The sequence below is a fragment of the Candidatus Lokiarchaeum ossiferum genome (assembly GCA_025839675.1).
GTDB classification, from domain to species: domain Archaea; phylum Asgardarchaeota; class Lokiarchaeia; order Sigyniarchaeales; family Promethearchaeaceae; genus Lokiarchaeum; species Lokiarchaeum ossiferum.
Genome location: CP104013.1, coordinates 5,168,001 through 5,186,905, shown reverse-complemented (window position 1 = coordinate 5,186,905; position 18,905 = coordinate 5,168,001). Strand labels below are relative to the sequence as shown.

19 protein-coding genes are annotated in these 18,905 nt (G+C 32.7%); 8 read left to right on the top strand and 11 right to left on the bottom strand.

Features of this window, described 5'->3' with window-relative positions:
- Positions 1–75 precede the first annotated feature (75 nt).
- Complete coding sequence (locus NEF87_RS22225; RefSeq protein ID WP_457917550.1) at positions 76–234, top strand: hypothetical protein; 159 nt, start codon at positions 76–78, stop codon at positions 232–234.
- Between the two features lie 348 nt (positions 235–582).
- Positions 583–1,824, top strand: a complete 1,242-nt coding sequence (locus tag NEF87_RS22220; RefSeq protein ID WP_457917549.1) for a Glu/Leu/Phe/Val family dehydrogenase — start codon at positions 583–585, stop codon at positions 1,822–1,824.
- A 270-nt stretch (positions 1,825–2,094) separates the two neighbouring features.
- Here NEF87_RS22220 and glyS read toward each other — a convergent pair whose 3' ends face one another.
- The 4 genes from glyS to NEF87_RS22200 all read right to left on the bottom strand — a co-directional run bounded on the left by glyS (position 2,095) and on the right by NEF87_RS22200 (position 9,685).
- Positions 2,095–3,630, bottom strand: coding sequence for a glycine--tRNA ligase (gene glyS, locus NEF87_RS22215; protein WP_457917548.1), 1,536 nt, complete (start codon positions 3,628–3,630; stop codon positions 2,095–2,097).
- 58 nt (positions 3,631–3,688) lie between these two features.
- A complete protein-coding gene (locus tag NEF87_RS22210) occupies positions 3,689–4,408 on the bottom strand; it encodes a hypothetical protein (protein ID WP_457917547.1) in 720 nt (239 codons plus the stop codon).
- A gap of 157 nt (positions 4,409–4,565) precedes the next feature.
- Positions 4,566–5,318, bottom strand: a complete 753-nt coding sequence (locus NEF87_RS22205; protein WP_457917546.1) for an MBL fold metallo-hydrolase — start codon at positions 5,316–5,318, stop codon at positions 4,566–4,568.
- A gap of 71 nt (positions 5,319–5,389) precedes the next feature.
- Positions 5,390–9,685, bottom strand: a complete 4,296-nt coding sequence (locus NEF87_RS22200; RefSeq protein WP_457917545.1) for an acyl-CoA dehydratase activase — start codon at positions 9,683–9,685, stop codon at positions 5,390–5,392.
- 466 nt (positions 9,686–10,151) lie between these two features.
- On the opposite strand from NEF87_RS22200, the gene NEF87_RS22195 reads away from it, so the two are divergent.
- Complete coding sequence (locus tag NEF87_RS22195; protein WP_457917544.1) at positions 10,152–11,540, top strand: 2TM domain-containing protein; 1,389 nt, start codon at positions 10,152–10,154, stop codon at positions 11,538–11,540.
- Positions 11,541–11,711: 171 nt separating this feature from the next.
- Here NEF87_RS22195 and NEF87_RS22190 read toward each other — a convergent pair whose 3' ends face one another.
- Positions 11,712–12,164 carry a hypothetical protein gene (locus NEF87_RS22190; protein ID WP_457917543.1) on the bottom strand — a complete coding sequence of 151 codons (453 nt, stop codon included), beginning with the start codon at positions 12,162–12,164 and terminating at the stop codon, positions 11,712–11,714.
- 268 nt (positions 12,165–12,432) lie between these two features.
- Entirely contained in the window at positions 12,433–12,681 is a 249-nt protein-coding gene (locus tag NEF87_RS22185; protein WP_457917542.1) for a hypothetical protein, read from the bottom strand.
- Between the two features lie 721 nt (positions 12,682–13,402).
- Between NEF87_RS22185 and NEF87_RS22180 the strand changes: the two genes are divergently transcribed.
- From NEF87_RS22180 to NEF87_RS22160, 5 genes are all read left to right on the top strand, one after another.
- Positions 13,403–13,639: a hypothetical protein gene (locus NEF87_RS22180; RefSeq protein ID WP_457917541.1), complete on the top strand. Its 237-nt coding sequence runs from the start codon at positions 13,403–13,405 to the stop codon at positions 13,637–13,639.
- Positions 13,640–13,837: 198 nt separating this feature from the next.
- Positions 13,838–14,068 carry a hypothetical protein gene (locus tag NEF87_RS22175; RefSeq protein WP_457917540.1) on the top strand — a complete coding sequence of 77 codons (231 nt, stop codon included), beginning with the start codon at positions 13,838–13,840 and terminating at the stop codon, positions 14,066–14,068.
- A gap of 608 nt (positions 14,069–14,676) precedes the next feature.
- A complete protein-coding gene (locus tag NEF87_RS22170; protein WP_457917539.1) occupies positions 14,677–15,408 on the top strand; it encodes a TIGR04255 family protein in 732 nt (243 codons plus the stop codon).
- Positions 15,398–15,961 carry a hypothetical protein gene (locus NEF87_RS22165; protein WP_457917538.1) on the top strand — a complete coding sequence of 188 codons (564 nt, stop codon included), beginning with the start codon at positions 15,398–15,400 and terminating at the stop codon, positions 15,959–15,961. Before NEF87_RS22170 ends, NEF87_RS22165 begins: the two co-directional genes overlap by 11 nt.
- A 12-nt stretch (positions 15,962–15,973) precedes the next feature.
- Complete coding sequence (locus tag NEF87_RS22160; RefSeq protein WP_457917537.1) at positions 15,974–16,684, top strand: hypothetical protein; 711 nt, start codon at positions 15,974–15,976, stop codon at positions 16,682–16,684.
- 82 nt (positions 16,685–16,766) lie between these two features.
- On the opposite strand, the gene NEF87_RS22155 is transcribed toward NEF87_RS22160, so the two are convergent.
- From NEF87_RS22155 to NEF87_RS22135, 5 genes are all read right to left on the bottom strand, one after another.
- The gene (locus NEF87_RS22155) at positions 16,767–17,048 is read right to left on the bottom strand and encodes a hypothetical protein (protein WP_457917536.1); all 282 of its coding nucleotides are present in this window, start codon (positions 17,046–17,048) and stop codon (positions 16,767–16,769) included.
- A gap of 204 nt (positions 17,049–17,252) precedes the next feature.
- The gene (locus NEF87_RS22150; RefSeq protein ID WP_457917535.1) at positions 17,253–17,426 is read right to left on the bottom strand and encodes a hypothetical protein; all 174 of its coding nucleotides are present in this window, start codon (positions 17,424–17,426) and stop codon (positions 17,253–17,255) included.
- 15 nt (positions 17,427–17,441) lie between these two features.
- Complete coding sequence (locus tag NEF87_RS22145; protein ID WP_457917534.1) at positions 17,442–17,786, bottom strand: hypothetical protein; 345 nt, start codon at positions 17,784–17,786, stop codon at positions 17,442–17,444.
- Positions 17,783–17,980: a hypothetical protein gene (locus NEF87_RS22140; RefSeq protein ID WP_457917533.1), complete on the bottom strand. Its 198-nt coding sequence runs from the start codon at positions 17,978–17,980 to the stop codon at positions 17,783–17,785. Before NEF87_RS22140 ends, NEF87_RS22145 begins: the two co-directional genes overlap by 4 nt.
- Positions 17,977–18,780, bottom strand: a complete 804-nt coding sequence (locus NEF87_RS22135; protein ID WP_457917532.1) for a tyrosine-type recombinase/integrase — start codon at positions 18,778–18,780, stop codon at positions 17,977–17,979. The genes NEF87_RS22140 and NEF87_RS22135 overlap by 4 nt, the downstream gene beginning before the upstream one ends.
- Positions 18,781–18,905: the final 125 nt, after the last annotated feature.

Here is an 18,905-nt window from a genome sequence, read left to right as displayed (position 1 = left end):
TTTTTATATTAGTGAGAAGAATTTAATATAGGGATATACTCGCTACCCGAATTGATTATTACGAGGTTATAAAAAATGGAAAAAAACAAATTCGTTCAAGATGAGTACAATAATTTACGCCAACGCTGGTTAAAGACTAGTGATACTCAAGAAGGATTAAATATATTAGAAAAAATGAAGCTCTTAAAGGATGATCATCCAGAAATCAACACAAAGTTCTGTTATGGCGACTAAAAGTTAAGAACAGCTTCCTACTATCTTTTTTTTTGTCTCTGTTTTATTGATCTTTGATTTTTACCAATGTTTTAATTAACCAAATGGAAACGATAGTTTTAATTATGACAAATTGATCCTACCTTGGTTATTTTTAGTGAATGGATACATTACTGGAATTTTGATTAAGATACTTAATAATTAAAACTAAACGTGGGAATTTTGTGGGGATGTGGTGGGCTTGATGTGGGATCAAGAATCACATATTTTTAATCTAACGAAGTATAAATCTAAGCAAGAAACGTTCAAATTATGTGAATTAAGATCATATCGATCAAAACAAGCATTTTCAACATTTGAGGATAAAAAATGGGTTCATTATTAGAAGACACAATAAGAAAATTGCAAAAAACTTGCGCAAATTTGGGGATAGATGAAGGCTATAGTAAATTTTTAGCCACTCCAGAACAAAATGTAATCGTAAATTTTCCAGTAATAAAAGATTCGGGAAAATTAGAAATGTTGCAAGGTTTCCGTGTGCGACATTCCAATGCTTTAGGTCCTGCAAAAGGAGGGCAAATTATCTCCCAGTATGCAACTTTAGATGAGACTCGCGCCTTGGCAATGTTAATGACATGGAAATGTGCCTTAATTGGTGTTCCTCTAGGAGGATCAAATGGGGCAATTGTAGCAGATCCAACTAAATACTCCAATAAAGAATTAGAACGAATGGTCCGAAGATTTACAGCTTCAATAATCAACGTTATTGGTCCTGAAATCGATATTCCAGGTCCTGATTTAAATACCGATAAAAAAATTATGGGCTATATCATGGACACTTATTCCATGGGAGTCGGGGAAACGACCCATCGGATTTGTACAGGTAAGCCAGTAGATATAGGAGGCATTATCGGCCGTGAGGAAGCGGTAGGATGGGGATTAGGATATTTATTACATGAATTATATAGAAAAGAGTTTCAAGAGATCTCAGGACAAACAGTTGTGATACAAGGAATTGGGAATGTTGGACGAAATTTCGCGATTGCAGCTCAAGATATGGGGGCAAAAATAATTGCAATTTCGGACAGTTCAACAGGAATTTACAACCCCGATGGACTTAATATAATAGAAGTAATTGATTTTAAAGCAGAAACAGGAAGTTTAATTAATTATCCAAATGCAAGGATGATAACAAATACATCCTTATTTGAACTGGAATGCGATGTTTTAATTCCATGCGCAACTCATAGCCAAATCACTAAACATAATGTTAATCAATTAAGGTGCCGTCGAATTATAGAAGGTGCAAATGCCGCAATTACCTCGGCAGCAGAGAAAATCTTATGGGATCGAAATATCATGGTCATTCCCGATATTTTAGCCAATGCAGGCGGTGTAATCGTAAGTTATTTTGAATGGGTGCAAGGATTCCAGCAAATTCTTTGGTCAATGGATGATGTAAAAATGCAACTAAGGAAGATTATTGTGGCAGTTTTTCATCAAGTATATGATCTTCAAATTCGAGAAGAAATTTCTTTGAGAGATGCTGCTTATCGTATTGCTGTAAAACGTATTTATGAAGCAGAGTCATTAAGAGGAATCTTTCCCTAAAAATATGAACTACAAAAATTTTTTTTCATCGATTTTTTGAGAGTAATTAACTACATTCTTTCAATTATAACATTTATTAATATAATGAAATATTTTGTGGGACATGCAAATCAAATAATTACTAATCTGCAAGATATATACACTAAATCATCCAAAATCGAAAGTATTCACCGACAAATTTTTCCTTTAAATAGAAGAGGTTACTTTTTGAGCAAAAATATAAGCAAACCCAAATGAAAAGCATGTAAAACATATAAAAAAAGTTATAAATTATTCTGAAACAGTTAAATCTTCAATCTCGGCATAGGTTATCTTCCGATGCATGAGTTTAGCAGCAATATCGATGAGGTCTGCTTTTTTAATACGCTTTTGACTCATATCTTCTATGCTACGGATAGTTAAAGTATCATCTTCTAAGGTAGTATGGTCAATGGTAAACGCATACCGAACCCCAATTTCTTCCGTACGCCGGTATCGTTTTCCAATCGAACCTGCCATATCCATAATTGCTCCAAAATCGTTTTCGATTAAATCATCAAAGATCTCTTTTGCAACCACTTGTAATTCTTTAGGCTTTTTCATTAATGGAAATACGGCAAAAGGTACAGGAGTTAATTCAATAGGAAGATCCAAGACGTTGCGTTCTTCTTCAAATTTAAAAGCTTGTTCTAATGCGAAGAAAAATAATCGACCAAGTCCAAAAGCAATTTCTAAGATGTGAGGGACTACTTTTTCACCTTTTTTTGCTCCCGAAACGAGCAACTGTTTTTTCTTAGACATTTTGTGATGATTGGAGAGATCATAATCTCCTCGATCGTGAACTCCACACACTTCGGTCCACCCATAGATTTTCGATTTAATTTCAAGATCCCATGCATCATGTGCGTAGTGAGCCATTTCATCTTGTTTATGTTGTCGCAATCGAATGTTTTCAGCAGGAATTCCTAAGCCTTTCACCATATCATAAGCAAGATAAACTAACCAAGCATAGGCAGGCTTTTGCAAGATTTTTTGATCCACTGCTTCTTGAATGGAAAGATCCAGAAGGGTTTTATCATTTTTTTCTTGCAAAGCCGCCGGCCATAACACGACATGTTGATCCTTATTATCTTCAAAGAGGGGAAAATCGATTTCTTGATCGGGAGTAATAAAAATTTGACCTTCACATTGTTCAAATTCCCGAGTACGTAAGAGCATGTTGCGAGGGGAAATTTCATTCCGGAACGCATATCCCATCTGGAATGCATAAATAGGCATGCTGGTACGGAAGTAATTATGCAAGCGGGGGAAAGTAAGATAGGTGGTAGTGGCCGTTTCAGGCCGTAAGATAAATTCTGAAGCAGGAAAACCTAATTTGGAAGTGACCATCAAATTCTGAGTAGCCACAGGTCCGAGTTCACCCTCACAATCTGGACATACGATCTTATTATCGTTGACTAGCTTCTGTAGACCTTCTTGGGATACATCGGTGAGTTCAAATCCCATTCGTTCTAACATGGTATCGACTCGATGCACGTTGTCACATTTTGGATTAGAGCATTGGGTGATATAATCGAAAAATCGTTCAACATGACCTGAAGCTTTCCAGACAATTTCAGGACTGATAAGGGGACATTGAACTTCCCAAAAATTATTTTTCCGGAACTTTTTGCGCATGTAACGTTCGAGATTATTTTTCATTTCTTTTCCCAAAGGTCCAATTTCATAAGCACCTTTGACAGGATTATAAATTTCGGGGGAAGGCCCCCAGATGAACCCACGATGGCCCATCAACATTAAAATTTTTGTTGCTTCATCATCACTCATTTTAACAAAACCCATAATTTCGGTAATAGACTAACTAAAGAAAGACTAGCAACTTTCTTTAATTTTTTGCCGAGGTTGCTTTTTTTTCTCTAAGAGACATGATACCTTTCATGATGAAATAAACTTCGAAATTATACGCTATGGATTTTGGTAACATCAGCATTCCAAAGATAGGGTTAATCGGATACAGGATCAAATGCCCGATATAACATGCAAACGATATTATGCCAGCAATCACCACGTTTTTAAAGATTATATCTGCCTTTAAGTTTCTTTTTTGAGATTCACTCAAAAATAAAAGGAGAGTTAGAATTCCAAAAATGGAAAAGAATACATTGGAGGTGTTCCGCACTGCAGTCGGTGAAGATGATTCCACTGCATAATTATTTTGTGGTAGAAGAGAAAGAATAACGCGGACAACGAAAAATAGTAAAATTATCACATGTTTTAATTCGATTTTCCTACTTCCATATTCATAGATGGTGAAAAATAAAAGACCTAAATAATAGGCACTCATGAAAATCGAAGTAATTATCAAAGCAACTACTCCAAACCCGTTCAACCAAATATCATCGGTAATGTAGTTAATATACAGATAGATAATATGAATCGTATCCCCAAAAATGAGGGAAAAAATTCCAAGTATCACCATTTTATCTGATTTGGCTTTCTGATCTAGATTCAAGAAAAGTGTCAATTTGATTGTGAAATAGTATTGAAAGAATATATATCCAGTAACAATTGCAAGCATTATAATATGCGGGGTAGAAACAACCATAATATTAGTTATTGTTATTCTTTAATAACTTTCATGACAGAAGAAGGGTTTCATTTCATTATCAGATTAACCCATAATATGAACAGAGAAAAATCAAAGAAGTGGAATTGATGCATTCATCATAGTACATTTTTTAAAAAAGAGCTGCATCACACCATTACATAGAGGATTTCTTCCACTTTTCCATTGCGCGACCGAAATCAGCCGTAAATTGTGTATGAGCACTGAATAAGAACAGAATATTTTCCAAATGGGCTAATTTACGGATGGAGGCTTTTTGAGAGCCCATATCCATAGTAATGAATTTATAGAATGTATGAACTTCTCCATTATGAAGGGTTAATGTATCTCCTGTGAATAAATAACAATTATTCAGCAAGAAACTAGAACTTCCAGGAGTGTGACCAGGAGTTGCAATTGTCTTTACATGCATTTGTCCAACTTCAAAATTTTCACCATCAGAAAACAACTCAAACGGATGTTTTACCTTGGGATATTTATAGACATTTTTAAAACGATGGGTAGTCCCATCAATAATTTGCATATCCTTTTCATGCAGATGAAAAATTGCATTTGGAAAGAAAGATCGACCTCCAATATGATCAAGATCAGCATGAGTGATAAAAATATGAGATATTTTTTTCGGATCTAACTTCAATTTCTCCATATCACTTATCAGAGAAGATTTGCCATATCCACAGTCGATCATAATATATTCTAAGCCATCGGTTATAATAAAAAAATTGACTGATTGCTCTTTAATTGCATAAAATTGCAATTGAGGATCCTCAACGGAAATTTGACCCGTTGGAAGAGGGTTGAACATTTTTTTCTGCCATAAAATAAAATAAATGGCAAGACCGAGAAGAAAAACACCGGCACTTATTCCAATGATAGCTCCTAATTCCATAGTATTCACTACGTATTATGAATAGGTTGTGTAGGGTATTAAGAATATGGGAAAAAACGAAATTTGAAAAATCATACTGTAGCTTTCACAAACTCATCTTTAAGTTGTTTTTCAAGTGATTCCCGAGCCCCTCGGATCAAAAATTCAAGACGATTGGCGGTATTCACTTCGCTTGCCCCCGCATCCATATCCAAAAAGAGCAAATTTAAACTAGGATATAATTCTCGAAGGCGTTTTTCGACCCCTTTAGCGACAATGTGATTGGCAATACAGCCGAAGGGTTGTAAACAGACCACATCTTGAATTCCATCATTTACATAAGTTCCAATTTCACCGGAAACTAACCAAGCTTCCCCATATTGATGGTTTACACTCATAATTTTTGCAGCTTCTTCACCTACTTGTCTTACCGGATGGATAGGGGAAATGCCCAATTTGAATTTCTTGATGATTTTATTAGCTTTATTTATATAATGCCAAGCAACCTTTTCGCCTGCCGCCATAGCCCGTAAATATTTATTGGACTTGGGAAGAATATTATATTCATGATTAAATGGTTTATTGACCAAGAATTTAAGGAAGAAGGTGATGAGCGGGGTGACTTCAACTTCCACCTTCCGTTCCATTAACCAATCGGTAATATATCCATTGGAGAAGGGATTAAATTTAACATAAATTTCCCCAACAATACCAACACGTGGAAGAGGTGTTGGATCCATCTCAATTTGGTTGAATTCTTTCACAGCATCTTTCAAAATGCGATAAACCTTACCATGATGACTGATTTTCAAATGATTAAAAGCTTTTTCAATATATTTTTCAACTAACGCCCAAGATTCACCTTTATTTTTCTCTCGCACAGCAGATCGATAATATAATTTGGCAAGAGCATCAGCAAAAACTATGCCAAAGAAGGCCGTATAATTAAATTGAACCCCACTTAACTGAAAACCAGGTTGAATATTCAGAGGTTTATTAGTAGAGGCTGCCACGGCAACAACAGGAACTTGAGCGAAACCAGCATTTACCAAGGCTTTTTTTAATAAGGCCGCATAACTTGAAGCCCGACATTGTCCCCCCGTCTGAGTAATTCCACAGGCAACTTCATTCACATCATATTTCCCTGTTTGTAGAGCTTTAATATGATCTCCTATCACGATTGAGGCGGGATAACAAATATCATTGTTTGTATATTTAAGACCAATATCTATACTTTGACGATCTGGTTCAGGTAAGTTGATAATTTTATAACCCTTGAGTTCAAATCCCGCAGTGATAAATCGAGTATAGAAGGGAGAAAATTCAGGAGCCAAAATAGTGCGATATTTATCTTCAACTTCAAATGTAGGTGTATCTACTCGGGGAATTTTCTTTTGGACATAATCAGATCCACGCATTTTAATGGATTCAATTAAACTGCGTATTCGCAATTTCACGGAACCGGGACTGCTGATTTCATCAATACGAAGAACTGTAGGGTTTTTCCCGAAAGAATTTAAAATAGGTTTAACTTCGTCCACTGCAACAGCATCGGGTCCACAGCCAAAGGAATTCAAATAGACCAATTCAACATTTTTATTTTCCCCCACCCATATTGATGCGTCAAATAAACGATTAGGGAATGTCCATTGAGATAATACCTGTACTTTTGAGATATCGGACCGTTCATCATAGGGAACCGCGTCTTCCGTAATTACATTAACACCCAGAGCTGTGATTAATTCAGGAATTTTATGATTGACTAAGGAATCAACATGATAGGGTCTTCCTAATAAGAGAATGGACAAATGATCATTTTCTTGAGCATCTTGGACAATTTCTCGCCCTTTTGCAGCAACTTCATCTTTTACATTTCTCCATTCTTGTTGGGCTTTATGAAATGCCTCTCCAATAACATCTTCCGAAACACCTAAGGAAATTAAATATTCTTCGGCGATTTTTCTGGCCATTGATTCCAAATTGAAAGTAAAAGGTATAGCATCAAATGGAATTCCATAATTTTTAGCAGGATTTATCGAAGATTTGATAACTTCGGGATATCCTGTAACAATTGGACAATTATAATTGTTTACGGAAGTATCCAATTCTGTGCGGTTAAACCGAACCATCGGATAAAAGATGCGATCAACTTTCTTTTCAATCAAATCCATAATATGGCCATTAGTAATCTTGGCTGGAAAACAAATATTTTCCGACATCACCGTCCCATATCCTTTTTCTGCCAACTTCATGGTAGAATGATCAGAAATCACAACTTTGATTCCACATTCCACAAAGAGAGTACACCAGAATGGAAAATCTTCCCACATATTCAATGCCCGTGGAATTCCTATTGTGAGTAAGGGAGGAGTTTGAGGTTCCATCGGTCTATCAAAAATAATTTGCTTTTTGAATTTATGGAGATTTTCTCCTTTGTAAGAGCCTTTGAGTTTATTAGAATAAATGGATTCACATTTATTTCCAGTATAAAATGCTTTTCCATTGGGATAAGTTAATTTTGTAATAGTACATGTATTCTCACAACCTTTACATTGGTGAGATTTACGAGTATATTGAAGAGCGGATTCTAATTTATCAAAACCAATAAAAGTTGAAGGTTGGTGAGATTTCTGATAGTTAGTTTTAGCAACTAATGCAGCCCCATAAGCACCCATATGTTCTGCAATGTTAGGTCGAACAACTTCCTTTCCAAGGTAGTTTTCAAGAGCACGTAACACAGCAGGATTCTTAAAGGTACCACCTTGCACAACAATGTGGTCCCCTAGAATCGAAAGATCGGTAAGCTTCAATACTTTATTAAAACAGTTTTTAATAACCGAAATGGCAATTCCGGCAGATATATCTCCTTTAGTTGCACCTTCCCGTAAAGATTGTTTGACTTTGGAATTCATGAACACCGTGCATCGGGTACCGAGGTCACAAGGTGCTTCACTATAGCAGGCTGCACGTGCAAAATCAGCAACTGTTTCACCTAATCCATTAGCAAAAGTTTCAATAAACGAGCCGCACCCCGATGAGCAAGATTCGTTGAGTTCTAAATTGTTAATAATTTTTCCCTCACAGAAGATTGCTTTCATATCTTGCCCTCCAATATCCATGATGAATGATACTTCTTCATCGAAAAAGGAAGCCGCTTTAAAATGTGCAATTGTTTCAACAATACCAGCATCTAAATTAAGGGCAAAGTGAATTAAATCTTCCCCATATCCTGTCACTGCAGAACTCCGAATTTGAATATCTAAATTTTGTTCGTTAATCTGGTTTCCAATTTCAGTTAGTCCATCAACGACAGCTTGTATAGGATTTCCATTGTTATTTCGATAAAATTGAGCCCCAATTTGCCCAAGTTCGTTTACTAACACAATTTTAGTTGTTGTGGAGCCAGAATCGATCCCTAAATACACATCTTGACCACTCAATGCACTAAGTTCAACTTTTTTAACAGAATGTTGATTCTTACGCTCTAGCCAAGTTTCAAATTCTTCTTCAGATTCAAAGAGCCTTTCTAAGCGAGTGTCTAAAACAATTTTTTCATTTTTATTAGGTTGAATCAAAGCGATTAACTCATCAAGAGATTTAACATTTTCATCTTTGCAATGAATACACGCCCCAATAGCCGGAAATAATTCTGGAGAATCAAAATGTTGCACATCTTCATCGGAAATTTTAAGAATTTCCATGAATGCTTTTCGTAATTCGGGTTGGAAGGTCAAAGGACCCCCAGTAAAAATAACTTTTGGATGGACATCAAAACCACGTGATAGGGAATTAATGGATTGAAAAGCAACCGCGCGGTAAATAGAAGCAGCAATATCCGCTGCCGGAACATCCCGACTAATGAGATTTTGCACATCCGTTTTTGCAAAGACTCCACACCGAGAAGCCACAGGATACACATGTTGGGCTTTTTCCGCTAAGCTATTTATTTCAGTTATCGGAACGTTCAGTAACGAAGCCATCTGATCGATAAACGCTCCAGTTCCGCCTGCACAATTACCATTCATACGGATATCCGGTTTCATGTCTTCGTTAAAAAATATGATTTTTGCATCTTCTCCCCCGAGATCGATTAAGGTTTTCACATCGGGAAATAATTTCCGAATAACTTCGGCGGAAGCTACCACTTCTTGCACAAAATTCATGCCTGTTTTTTCTGAAACACCCATTCCTGCCGACCCAGTCACAGTTGATGAGATTTGAATATCCCCCAACTCTTGGCGCGCGGCTTGCAATTGCACTAAAAGTGATGGAATTATTTCTGCATTATGACGTTCATATTTTGAGAAAATAATGTTCTTATCTTGGTCCATGATCACAGTTTTGGCTGTTGTAGATCCGATATCAATTCCTATGTTAAAATGACTCACTTAATATCCCTTTTTTTTGATAATTGGTAATTTTTTAATCGTTTCATCCAGAAACGATCAAAATTCCCCGTTTTTTGTGTTAATTACAAATATTTATTAACGATTCTTCAAAATAACGAGGGATCTGCATACTTCAGTTAGTTTTTTTTGCTATAAAAACCATTTGAGTTTGAATTATTTGTCCAAAAATAGTATAAATCTATTTTATCCCCTCTTGGTCCAAGTTAACACCAAGTAAAAAATCTTAAATTTTGATGAAATAATCCTAAGTTTTCTTTAATTGGTTTTTCCCAAAACTTCAGTTTTTCATCTGTAAATTTTTAAAATGTCCTTCTAATATTGAAATTCTCTCTCTATGATTCTAAAAAAAAATGTGCATTTTCAATTTTGCTAATTATTGGTGTCATCAAATTTCAATAAATCAGAATTGTTAAAACTACATAGTAATATAAAACGGTGAAAAAAAATGGAAAATGAAGTTTACAATGAAATTTCTCATAAAACACGTGGGAAAGGACTTAAAATACACTTATTAACATATATTTCTGTTAATTTGATTCTACTTATCATAAATTTAGCAGTAGGATACCAATATCCTTGGCATTTATGGTCAGTTCTTGGGTGGGGGATTTTCTTAGGTTGTCATGCTGGAACACATCTTGCAATCACTCAATTCGGGGATTCTGGATCCAGAGGATTAGCAATCCATGCTTCAGCGGTGATTTCAATAAATCTGGCCGTTTTTGGAATGAACCTCTTAGCAGGTTATTCATATCCTTGGCACTTATGGGCCTTGATAGGTTTAGGATTACCATGGGGAATCCATGGTTCAGTTATATTATCAAATAGAAAATTTTCAGAAGGAACAAAGATAGGTTTAGCGATTCATGTAGGTGTGTATATTTGGGTTAATTTAACACTCTTCTTCATAAACCTATTTACTGGTCCAAGTAATTTATGGTTTTTGTGGCCGCTTTTAGCGTGGACTATCGCCTTTGGAATTCACACATCAGTAATTTATTCAATCGAACACATTCAACAATATTCTGTTCGCGGACTTGTAATAAATGGAACGGTTTTAGGTCTCATTGCCCTTTTCTTATTCTGGATCGATTTAAAGGGAGACCACCACTTAAATTGGATCTGGTTTGCGGCCATCCCCCTTGGACTAGCATGGATTAATCATTATATCATATACTCTATAATTACTCCACGATTCAACAAAAACATTTCACTTTTCACGAAGATGCAAAATAAAGTAATTAATCAAATCCCCACTACAGTAACAACATCCAAACCATTAGCTTTCAGGCATGTTTGGCATAGAATTGCTTTCTGGAACCACCTAATCATCTATTTATTAGTTAATAGTTTCTTAGTCATTTTAAATGCAATAAATGGAGGTATAATGGAAAATCCTTGGTCTTTAATTACCATCTTATCATGGGGAAATGCAATCGTTTGGCATGGGTATTATATTCAAATCTGGAAAAAGAGACTGTATCACAAAAAAATAACCGTCTTTTCGACTATTGGACTTTTAATAACAGTAAGTATTTCACTTATCTTGAGATATTATCTTTTTGGAAATCGTGACCATTTAAATTGGCTTTGGTTAGGAATAATAATTGCTTCCGTTTGCTGGATTATCTTAGCATCCTGTTTGTCTCATTTAAAACCAATTCAATCATCTTTCCGAATTCATACCAATGGATATAATGGTGGAGATGAAACACAAAAACATACAGTTCAATCAAATTCCAGTGAAAAATTTTGTCCAAAATGTGGGGAAAGAAGAGATAATTCTCAAAATCGATTTTGCGAATATTGTGGGCAGAAATTTGGATTGATTTAACTCACTATTTTAAATCTTTTTTTTTTGCTTTATCTTAAGGTTGAAGAAATATCATCGCAGTTCTTTTTTGTTTATTTCAATGGAAATGGCCTAAAACTGTAAAAAATTCATATTTATAGAGAAAAAAGGAAGCGTAAAACCAAATTTAATCTGAATTATATCCCAAAGAGTCTAATCAACATTTTTGAACGATTTTTCATCGTTTCCAAAGGAATTGGAACATATATTTCTAATTACCCTTCTTTTCTTATTTGTAAATTTATAAATCCCTGCAAATAAGGCAATAAATACAAAAAACATGGAGTATTGAATAATATTTCCTATAAAATACGCATTTTCATCACCCAAATCGAAAAACTTTCTTGCTCGGATAAAAAGAGTAATAACTACGAAGGCGGCGAAGTATACCTTTAAAACCAACCATAAAACTTGAATATTTTTGCTTTGACTCCTAACTTGTGTTTGATCAACTGAATTCATTCCTAAGAAATGAGGTTTGCACAGTTGGTTGATTTGACAATCCCTACATAGTTTAATGCCACATGAAATACAAGACTTAGGTATATAGGCGTTAACCTCAGTACCACAATTTTCACAATTATAAGAAAATTTTCGGGAATCCATATCAATGTAATTGTTTTAATATTATTTGAATATTGCAAATTGTGTTTCTTACAAAGATTTCCAATCGCTTGAAAATAAATTGGTGGGAAAGGCACATCCCAAACGAAATGTCCGCACAAATGAACGGACAAAAAAAATTACACTTGTAAAACAATAAACTTAAGCCGTGGTGCATTCGGGGGAGAGCACTCCTTTTGTATATTCAAGTGTTAGTAAAATCTAATATTTTGAGTCTATTAATTCAATAAAAAAATGGATTTTGATTGTACTATCTTGTCCTCGCTTTAATAACTAAGCCACCATCACGGATTTTTGCTTCTATTAATTCAATAAAACCGAATTCAATCAATGTTTTGGTTCTTTCTTCTAAAGGGATTCGAAAGAATTCAGTTTCTGGATTACTAACATGATTTCCTTTAATTAATTTTACCAATTTTAACTGATTTCTTTCAAATCTTCGAAAAGATCCCTCTTCTATTTCAACCAATATTCTATCTTCTGTTATATCTAATTTCATAATGATCCCTTTGGATAATTTATATGTTTAGCAATCGATTACTCATCGTTTCAATCTTAGAAATGATAGGAATAATCAATTATGTTATAATCTTCTTAACTCTTATATATTTCTTTTTGTTATCGAATTATACCAAAACTATACCCAAAAAAACACCTTAGATTGTCATTAAAACTATCATTTGACATATTTTTCTAAACCTTCTAATTCTTCAAAAATTTAATTGAAATAGAGTTCACAATAATTAAAAATAATTCTTTAGTGGGGGAAAGAAAAGAATCACCATCTCATCTCTCGAAATCAAAAAGGCTCCAAATTGTGTTTGGTTCTTGTGATATGAAAGTATCTAGAAAAGAATCGAAAACAGAATTGAGATAGAACCAAAAAATGTTTCGAGAACCAAAACGAGAACCAAAAAAAGATATGTGAAATCCGGGTTTTAAAGATTTTTTAGTTCTATTTTTAACCTTAAGTCTAAAATAATTGTGAAGAAATACATGAAATTCAGTTAATCTAATTAATTAGAAATAATGGGTATTTTTTTGAGATTTTTGACTTCAAGTATCTATACTTCATAAGAACACCATTAGAATTTAGTAAATCTAATTTTTTCGACCAAATGCGGAACATGAGAAATCTATTAACCCAAAACTTAAAAATATATAATTCTTAGATGTTCTTACTTCAAATATTGTTTTTGCGAAAGATTATGGTGGGATTAATGCATAGAAAATCAGTGAATTTAGGGGAAATACGTTTAGGTGGATTGGATAAGATATTATTCATAATTTGGTTGAAGAAAAACAGATTATTACAAGAAATTTTTCAATTTTTATCATCAAAAAATAAAATACCTGGGAAGATTCAATTTGAATTATGGTTTCACTCAAAAAAAGACATCAAATTGAAGCGAATCTGTAAGATAATTGATTTTTCCGATCTTGAACCAGGATTATAGGTCGTATAGGGGTGGATTTTTGCCATTTTAGTTAGAGATATTTAAGCGAATTAATAAGTGTCGTTTAAATTTCTGTGGCTCAAACTCTGAAAACCTAATTAGTTGGAATGTAATTCTAACTAACCTAATCTTTAAAAGGGTAAGTTTCCTATAATTTCTTACTTCAAATACTGTTTTTAAAACGAATGTGAGGAAATTATGAAAAAAAAATCAGAGGAATTAAGGGATATTTGGTTATGTAATTGGGAAAAGATACTATTGAAAAAATGGTTAAAGAAACATGGATTATATATGAAAATAGTTCAATTTTTATCAGTAAAAAATAATGATCCTGTGAAGATCCAATTTGAATTTTGGTTTCAATCTAAAAATAACATCAAATTTGAGCAAATCTGTAAAGTAAATGATTATTCCTATCTTGAACCATAATTTTGTATAATGATCTATAAAATCATCAATGTCTAAGGCTTAAATTCTTGAATGAGCTATTTCTCAATTAGTAATGGTGTTTTAGGCTGAATTGGGTTCGAATCCCTTCTTTGCTAGTACCAAAAACCAAGGGTAAGGAGCAACATTACTCAGTAAAATAGCCAATAAGGGTAAGTGGCATACACTGAATTTGATTATAGTTCGTATGCGATACCTTCGGGTGTAATCACTATATAATCTGCGGGGTTATTGAACGGTCTTGCCAAGTCCTTACCCGCCAATTATTCTCATTTTAATCACTTTTTTTTCTCTTTTGTTTTACAAAATAGATTCATAACCCTTTGATTTTGGATAATTTTTTGAGAGATTTCTGGTTAAAAAGTAGTTTAAGCGCAAATAGCGCTTGTTAGAATTTATAAATTCCTTTCTAATTTCAATTCTGGGTTATTAAAGAGTGTTAGTGGAAAATTGAATAATTTTGTTCAATAAATTAAATGTTAAAAGAGGTGTAATTATTGAATTGTTTCCAATTTGTTATCAAATGGTTAATATTTTTTTGAAAGTAAATCCATGCAATATTTAAATGAATATTTTCCTTAGTAATAGTAATGACGAAGTTAAAATATCCACGATTAGATAAATTTGTACTTCGAATTTCCTACAATAAAATTGAAGAACCCACGATTCAAAAGGTAACAAAAATATCTGAGAAATTGGGCGATTTAGGTTATCCAGAACCTACCACAATAAGATTAATTTCTTCAAGAGTAATGGAACAACAGATTTCATTTTCACCATTAACCTTCAAATCTGAAAGTAAGGATAATGCAATTCTTATTTATTCTGACTCAATATTGTTCGAATATAACGACAAATATACATCTTGGCATGAGATTTTTCCAAAAATTTTACAAATTAGTCAAATGATTTTCAATGATTTAAAAATTAAAGATATCATTAGAATTTCTCTTGATTATATAGATATTTTTACCTTTGATAGAGAAAATTTCAGATTAAATGAAAATTTTGAAATGAAATTGAAACATCCAAATGATTACATGATTGGATTTGAAGATTTTATTATTGGACTTAATTTCAAGACAGATATTGAGGGGGCAACTTCAATTCTAAGATTAAGGGGTGTAACACCGAAAAATGAGGATGAATACACTATTCGACTTGAAACACACTTCAATATCAATGAAAATTTAAAATACCCAGAAGAATTTGAATCTATAAAGAAAAATCTTGATATTGCTCATCAGAAATTAATTTTATTATTTAAGGACTTTTTAACAGAAAAAACAAAATCTATGGTAGGTTTATTCGATGACTCTTAATTATCCAGAAACACATTTCAATGAAGATGATGCTAATTTTGAATATTCTTTAGAAGATTTTTCTTCTTGGATAAATAGTAAAATTGATGAAATTAAAAATGCAAAATCTTCTGAGTATCGAAATAATAGGCAGATTCTTGAACAAACATCTAATTCATCGACAATGGAAGCGAAATATAAGAACGAAGTCTTACATATTGACTTTCGACATATCTTAAATTATTTTAAGTCTAAACACTCTGAATCTATTTTATCTCTTCTTTTTGATATATTTGTGGATACTTGGCTCGAATTGGCAATAAAAAACCAATCCTTACCAGAATTGAAATTTGAAGATGTTTTCTTGCAATTTAGAAATTCAGGATTAAAGCATATATCAATTAAGTCTTTAGATAGGATAAGTGGGGAATTGCAATGGAATAGACTACAAAAAGATAAAATCTCAGTTTCCTTTTCCAAAGAATATTTTGATTCTCTTTCAAAAAATGTGAAGAAAGAATATTTGGAGCAAGCGTGGATACTATACAAATTATTGAAAATAAAAAACTCATAAAGGAGATTTTAGATGTATTATAAATTTAAGCATAATGACAGAATCGAACAAGGCGATATCTTATTTGATATTCCGAAAATTCTTCCAGAAAGCTTATATACTGTTGGTATTGATGATGAATGGAATTTCTATGTTGATTGTTTAAAAACGGACAAACGACCTACTGTAAAATTCTCAGTTTTGCCTGAGCCAACGATGGGAGTAATATTAACACAAACATGTAATATTGAAAATGCAAAAAAAGGAGATTTCCTAGTAATTGGGGAATTGAAGAAAATAGACATAGACTATACTTCTTATGAAGATTTTAAAAAACTGACCTCTAATAAACAAAAAGAAAGATGTATTAAAGCAATCAATCACCAGATAAGAGATTTTATTAGAAACAAACCTAATGACCACTTTTTTCCTAAGATAAATTTCCCTAATGGAACGAAGTTGGGACCATTTCATTTAAAATTTAAAACAATTTTCCTAATTCCTACCGAGTTAGTTAAAAATAATTTGGATATTTTCTGGAAAGCGAGAATAATTGACCATGCAAATGTAGTTTTAAAGGATAAAATAAAAAATTATTTTACAAGATTGGCATTTGATGATTGTATTTTTATGGATGATTCGGAATTCAAGATATATCGAGAATCACTTGGAGATCCAGAAATGCAAAAAATACTTAATGAAAGTAGAAAGAAATATGGGTTTTATTTGGATGAGGATACATAATTACAATATTTAATTCTTCAATTTTTTTTTATTTAGTGTTTATAAAATTGATAGACTTGAAAAAAGAATTAAAATTATTTTGTTAATAAATATTCAACCATTTTGCTTTATTTAGATTATTCTCACTTGGATAGAATGATTTTGGAGTTAAATCAATACATCCAATATATTTTACAAATGTGAATGAAACAAAATTTGGTTTCTCTAACTCATTTCTTTCTCTAAATCTATTTAGTAATTCCGTAGATTTGCTGATTGCTTTAGTTAAACCTCTTGGAATTAGAATTATTCTATCCAATGCGTAGTTAAGAAATCCAATAATCTCGTTTAAGAGGGTGATATCTTTTTCATTTTCTGAGTTCATGATTCTAAGACCTTTTTTTCAATTTCAATCATTATTTCCATCAATTCTACAGAATCAGTTGATAAAAACGCTAAACTTAAAAAATTAGATAATTTCTCCCAACATTTTTTATAGTCTAATTCGGCTTCTTTGCACTCATCACATACACCTATTTTTTTTCATGAGGAAAAAAGAATTCATTCCCACAATTTTTACATTTCTTACTCATATTTTCTCAATTCCTTCTGTTATGATTGAAAAATTGTAGAATTCCGAGAATTCATCGCAAAGATGGCATTTAAGATCTTTATTTTCGCAAATTTCACAACTTTTCTCAGTTATTTCTTCCAGATTATCAATTGTCCCGGTATTGGTTTTTTCACTTATTTCTATTCCCATTGTTTTTTCACTCCATTAAATAAAATAAGAGTCTATTATTTGGGCTCTGTTCAATTTCATATTCTTTTGAATTGTTTGATATTCCTTTCCTTCATTAAAATTATAAAGCCCATTTTTCTCTATTAAAACCCCATTATATCGCCATCTTTGGAGCATTTTTTCGATTTGAAAATCTGGAATTTTGGCTTCTCGGGCTCGATTGAAGAAACATCGTTCATCAAAATCACAATAGAATTGCAATTGATGAACAAGTATCCTTTCCAGTAGAATAGTGTTAATTTCTGCAAAGGGTTTTCTAAAGGCTTTTCGACAAAATGAATTTTCTTGAAGTTGTTCAAGAGATTTAAGGATGAAACTCATGATTTCTGCTCAATCTCCTTTCGTTTGAATTTTATTTTGAACCATGCTTTCGACCATTTACCTGTAGAAAATTCGAATTCAGAAGCAAATTTGCAAATTTTTCCTAATTCTTGTAGAATAACGAGAGTATCTTGAGCGTTGTCAATAGCGTTCATTTCATCGGATAATTGGGTATATTCATCTTGATAACTCATAATTTATTCCCCCATTCATCAACAAATTCGTTGATTGCTTTTTTATTAACAATTCCACGAGTTTTATTTTCTTGAATTCGCATTTTTGGTTTGTATTTTTGCGAATTTTTATTCATCTTATCTATAACTTTAGTCATATCATCAAAATCAAGAGTGGTAATATCAAATAGATAAAGCATAGTTGTTCTAATTGAGGCGTGTCCTAATACTTTAGAAAGTTTATCAATTGTAATTCCATTATTGATAATATAGGAGGCAAAAGTTCGTCTTAGAATATGGGAGCCTATGTTTTTATTACCCTTTTGATTTACTGGCAAGGAAACACAAAGGTTTGAGTATTTATTGATAAAATCAATTACACTATTTTTTATAAACCCACCTCCTTTATTCGAAACAAAAACATATCCTGTTTTCCGATTTCCAATATAGGCTTTAAGTTCCTTCGCTAATTTGTATCCTAAAGGTATTATTCTATTACTTGATTTTGTCTTAGTTTTGAATGCTTTGAGATATTTTGAACCTTCTCGGGAGTTGATAATAATTAATCTTTGGTTAAAATTGATTTGTTCAATTCCCATATTTACCAGTTCATTCACTCGAAGTCCGAGTTCCAATTGAGTTTTAATCATTAAACCATGCTTGAAGTTTCGTTCATAAGCAATCTTTAACAATTCTTCTCTTTGGGCTTCATTCATAGCAAATTTGATTTTTTTGATTTTATAGGTCTTTTCTAAATCTGGATTTGCACTATATATACTTTGGATCAAATTGCCCTGGTAGTTATCACTTTCAGAAATCATAACTTTTCACACTTCCTACCATCAGAAATTCAGTTATGAAACCGAGTTAAATTTTCAAAAATCCGAACTTCCTATACAGTAGTTAGGATTTTTAACAGAGGAAAAAAAAATAACAAAATGTGTCC

Coding starts and splice junctions, on each gene's coding strand:
- NEF87_RS22145 (WP_457917534.1), bottom strand. CDS start 17,786: ATGAGTTTCATCCTTAAATCTCTTGAACAACTTCAAGAAAATTCATTT.
- NEF87_RS22175 (WP_457917540.1), top strand. CDS start 13,838: ATGAAAAAAAAATCAGAGGAATTAAGGGATATTTGGTTATGTAATTGG.
- NEF87_RS22190 (WP_457917543.1), bottom strand. CDS start 12,164: ATGGATTCCCGAAAATTTTCTTATAATTGTGAAAATTGTGGTACTGAG.
- NEF87_RS22140 (WP_457917533.1), bottom strand. CDS start 17,980: ATGAGTTATCAAGATGAATATACCCAATTATCCGATGAAATGAACGCT.
- NEF87_RS22155 (WP_457917536.1), bottom strand. CDS start 17,048: ATGAACTCAGAAAATGAAAAAGATATCACCCTCTTAAACGAGATTATT.
- NEF87_RS22225 (WP_457917550.1), top strand. CDS start 76: ATGGAAAAAAACAAATTCGTTCAAGATGAGTACAATAATTTACGCCAA.
- NEF87_RS22210 (WP_457917547.1), bottom strand. CDS start 4,408: ATGGTTGTTTCTACCCCGCATATTATAATGCTTGCAATTGTTACTGGA.
- glyS (WP_457917548.1), bottom strand. CDS start 3,630: ATGAGTGATGATGAAGCAACAAAAATTTTAATGTTGATGGGCCATCGT.
- NEF87_RS22150 (WP_457917535.1), bottom strand. CDS start 17,426: ATGGGAATAGAAATAAGTGAAAAAACCAATACCGGGACAATTGATAAT.
- NEF87_RS22185 (WP_457917542.1), bottom strand. CDS start 12,681: ATGAAATTAGATATAACAGAAGATAGAATATTGGTTGAAATAGAAGAG.
- NEF87_RS22180 (WP_457917541.1), top strand. CDS start 13,403: ATGCATAGAAAATCAGTGAATTTAGGGGAAATACGTTTAGGTGGATTG.
- NEF87_RS22170 (WP_457917539.1), top strand. CDS start 14,677: ATGACGAAGTTAAAATATCCACGATTAGATAAATTTGTACTTCGAATT.
- NEF87_RS22160 (WP_457917537.1), top strand. CDS start 15,974: ATGTATTATAAATTTAAGCATAATGACAGAATCGAACAAGGCGATATC.
- NEF87_RS22195 (WP_457917544.1), top strand. CDS start 10,152: ATGGAAAATGAAGTTTACAATGAAATTTCTCATAAAACACGTGGGAAA.
- NEF87_RS22220 (WP_457917549.1), top strand. CDS start 583: ATGGGTTCATTATTAGAAGACACAATAAGAAAATTGCAAAAAACTTGC.
- NEF87_RS22165 (WP_457917538.1), top strand. CDS start 15,398: ATGACTCTTAATTATCCAGAAACACATTTCAATGAAGATGATGCTAAT.
- NEF87_RS22205 (WP_457917546.1), bottom strand. CDS start 5,318: ATGGAATTAGGAGCTATCATTGGAATAAGTGCCGGTGTTTTTCTTCTC.
- NEF87_RS22135 (WP_457917532.1), bottom strand. CDS start 18,780: ATGATTTCTGAAAGTGATAACTACCAGGGCAATTTGATCCAAAGTATA.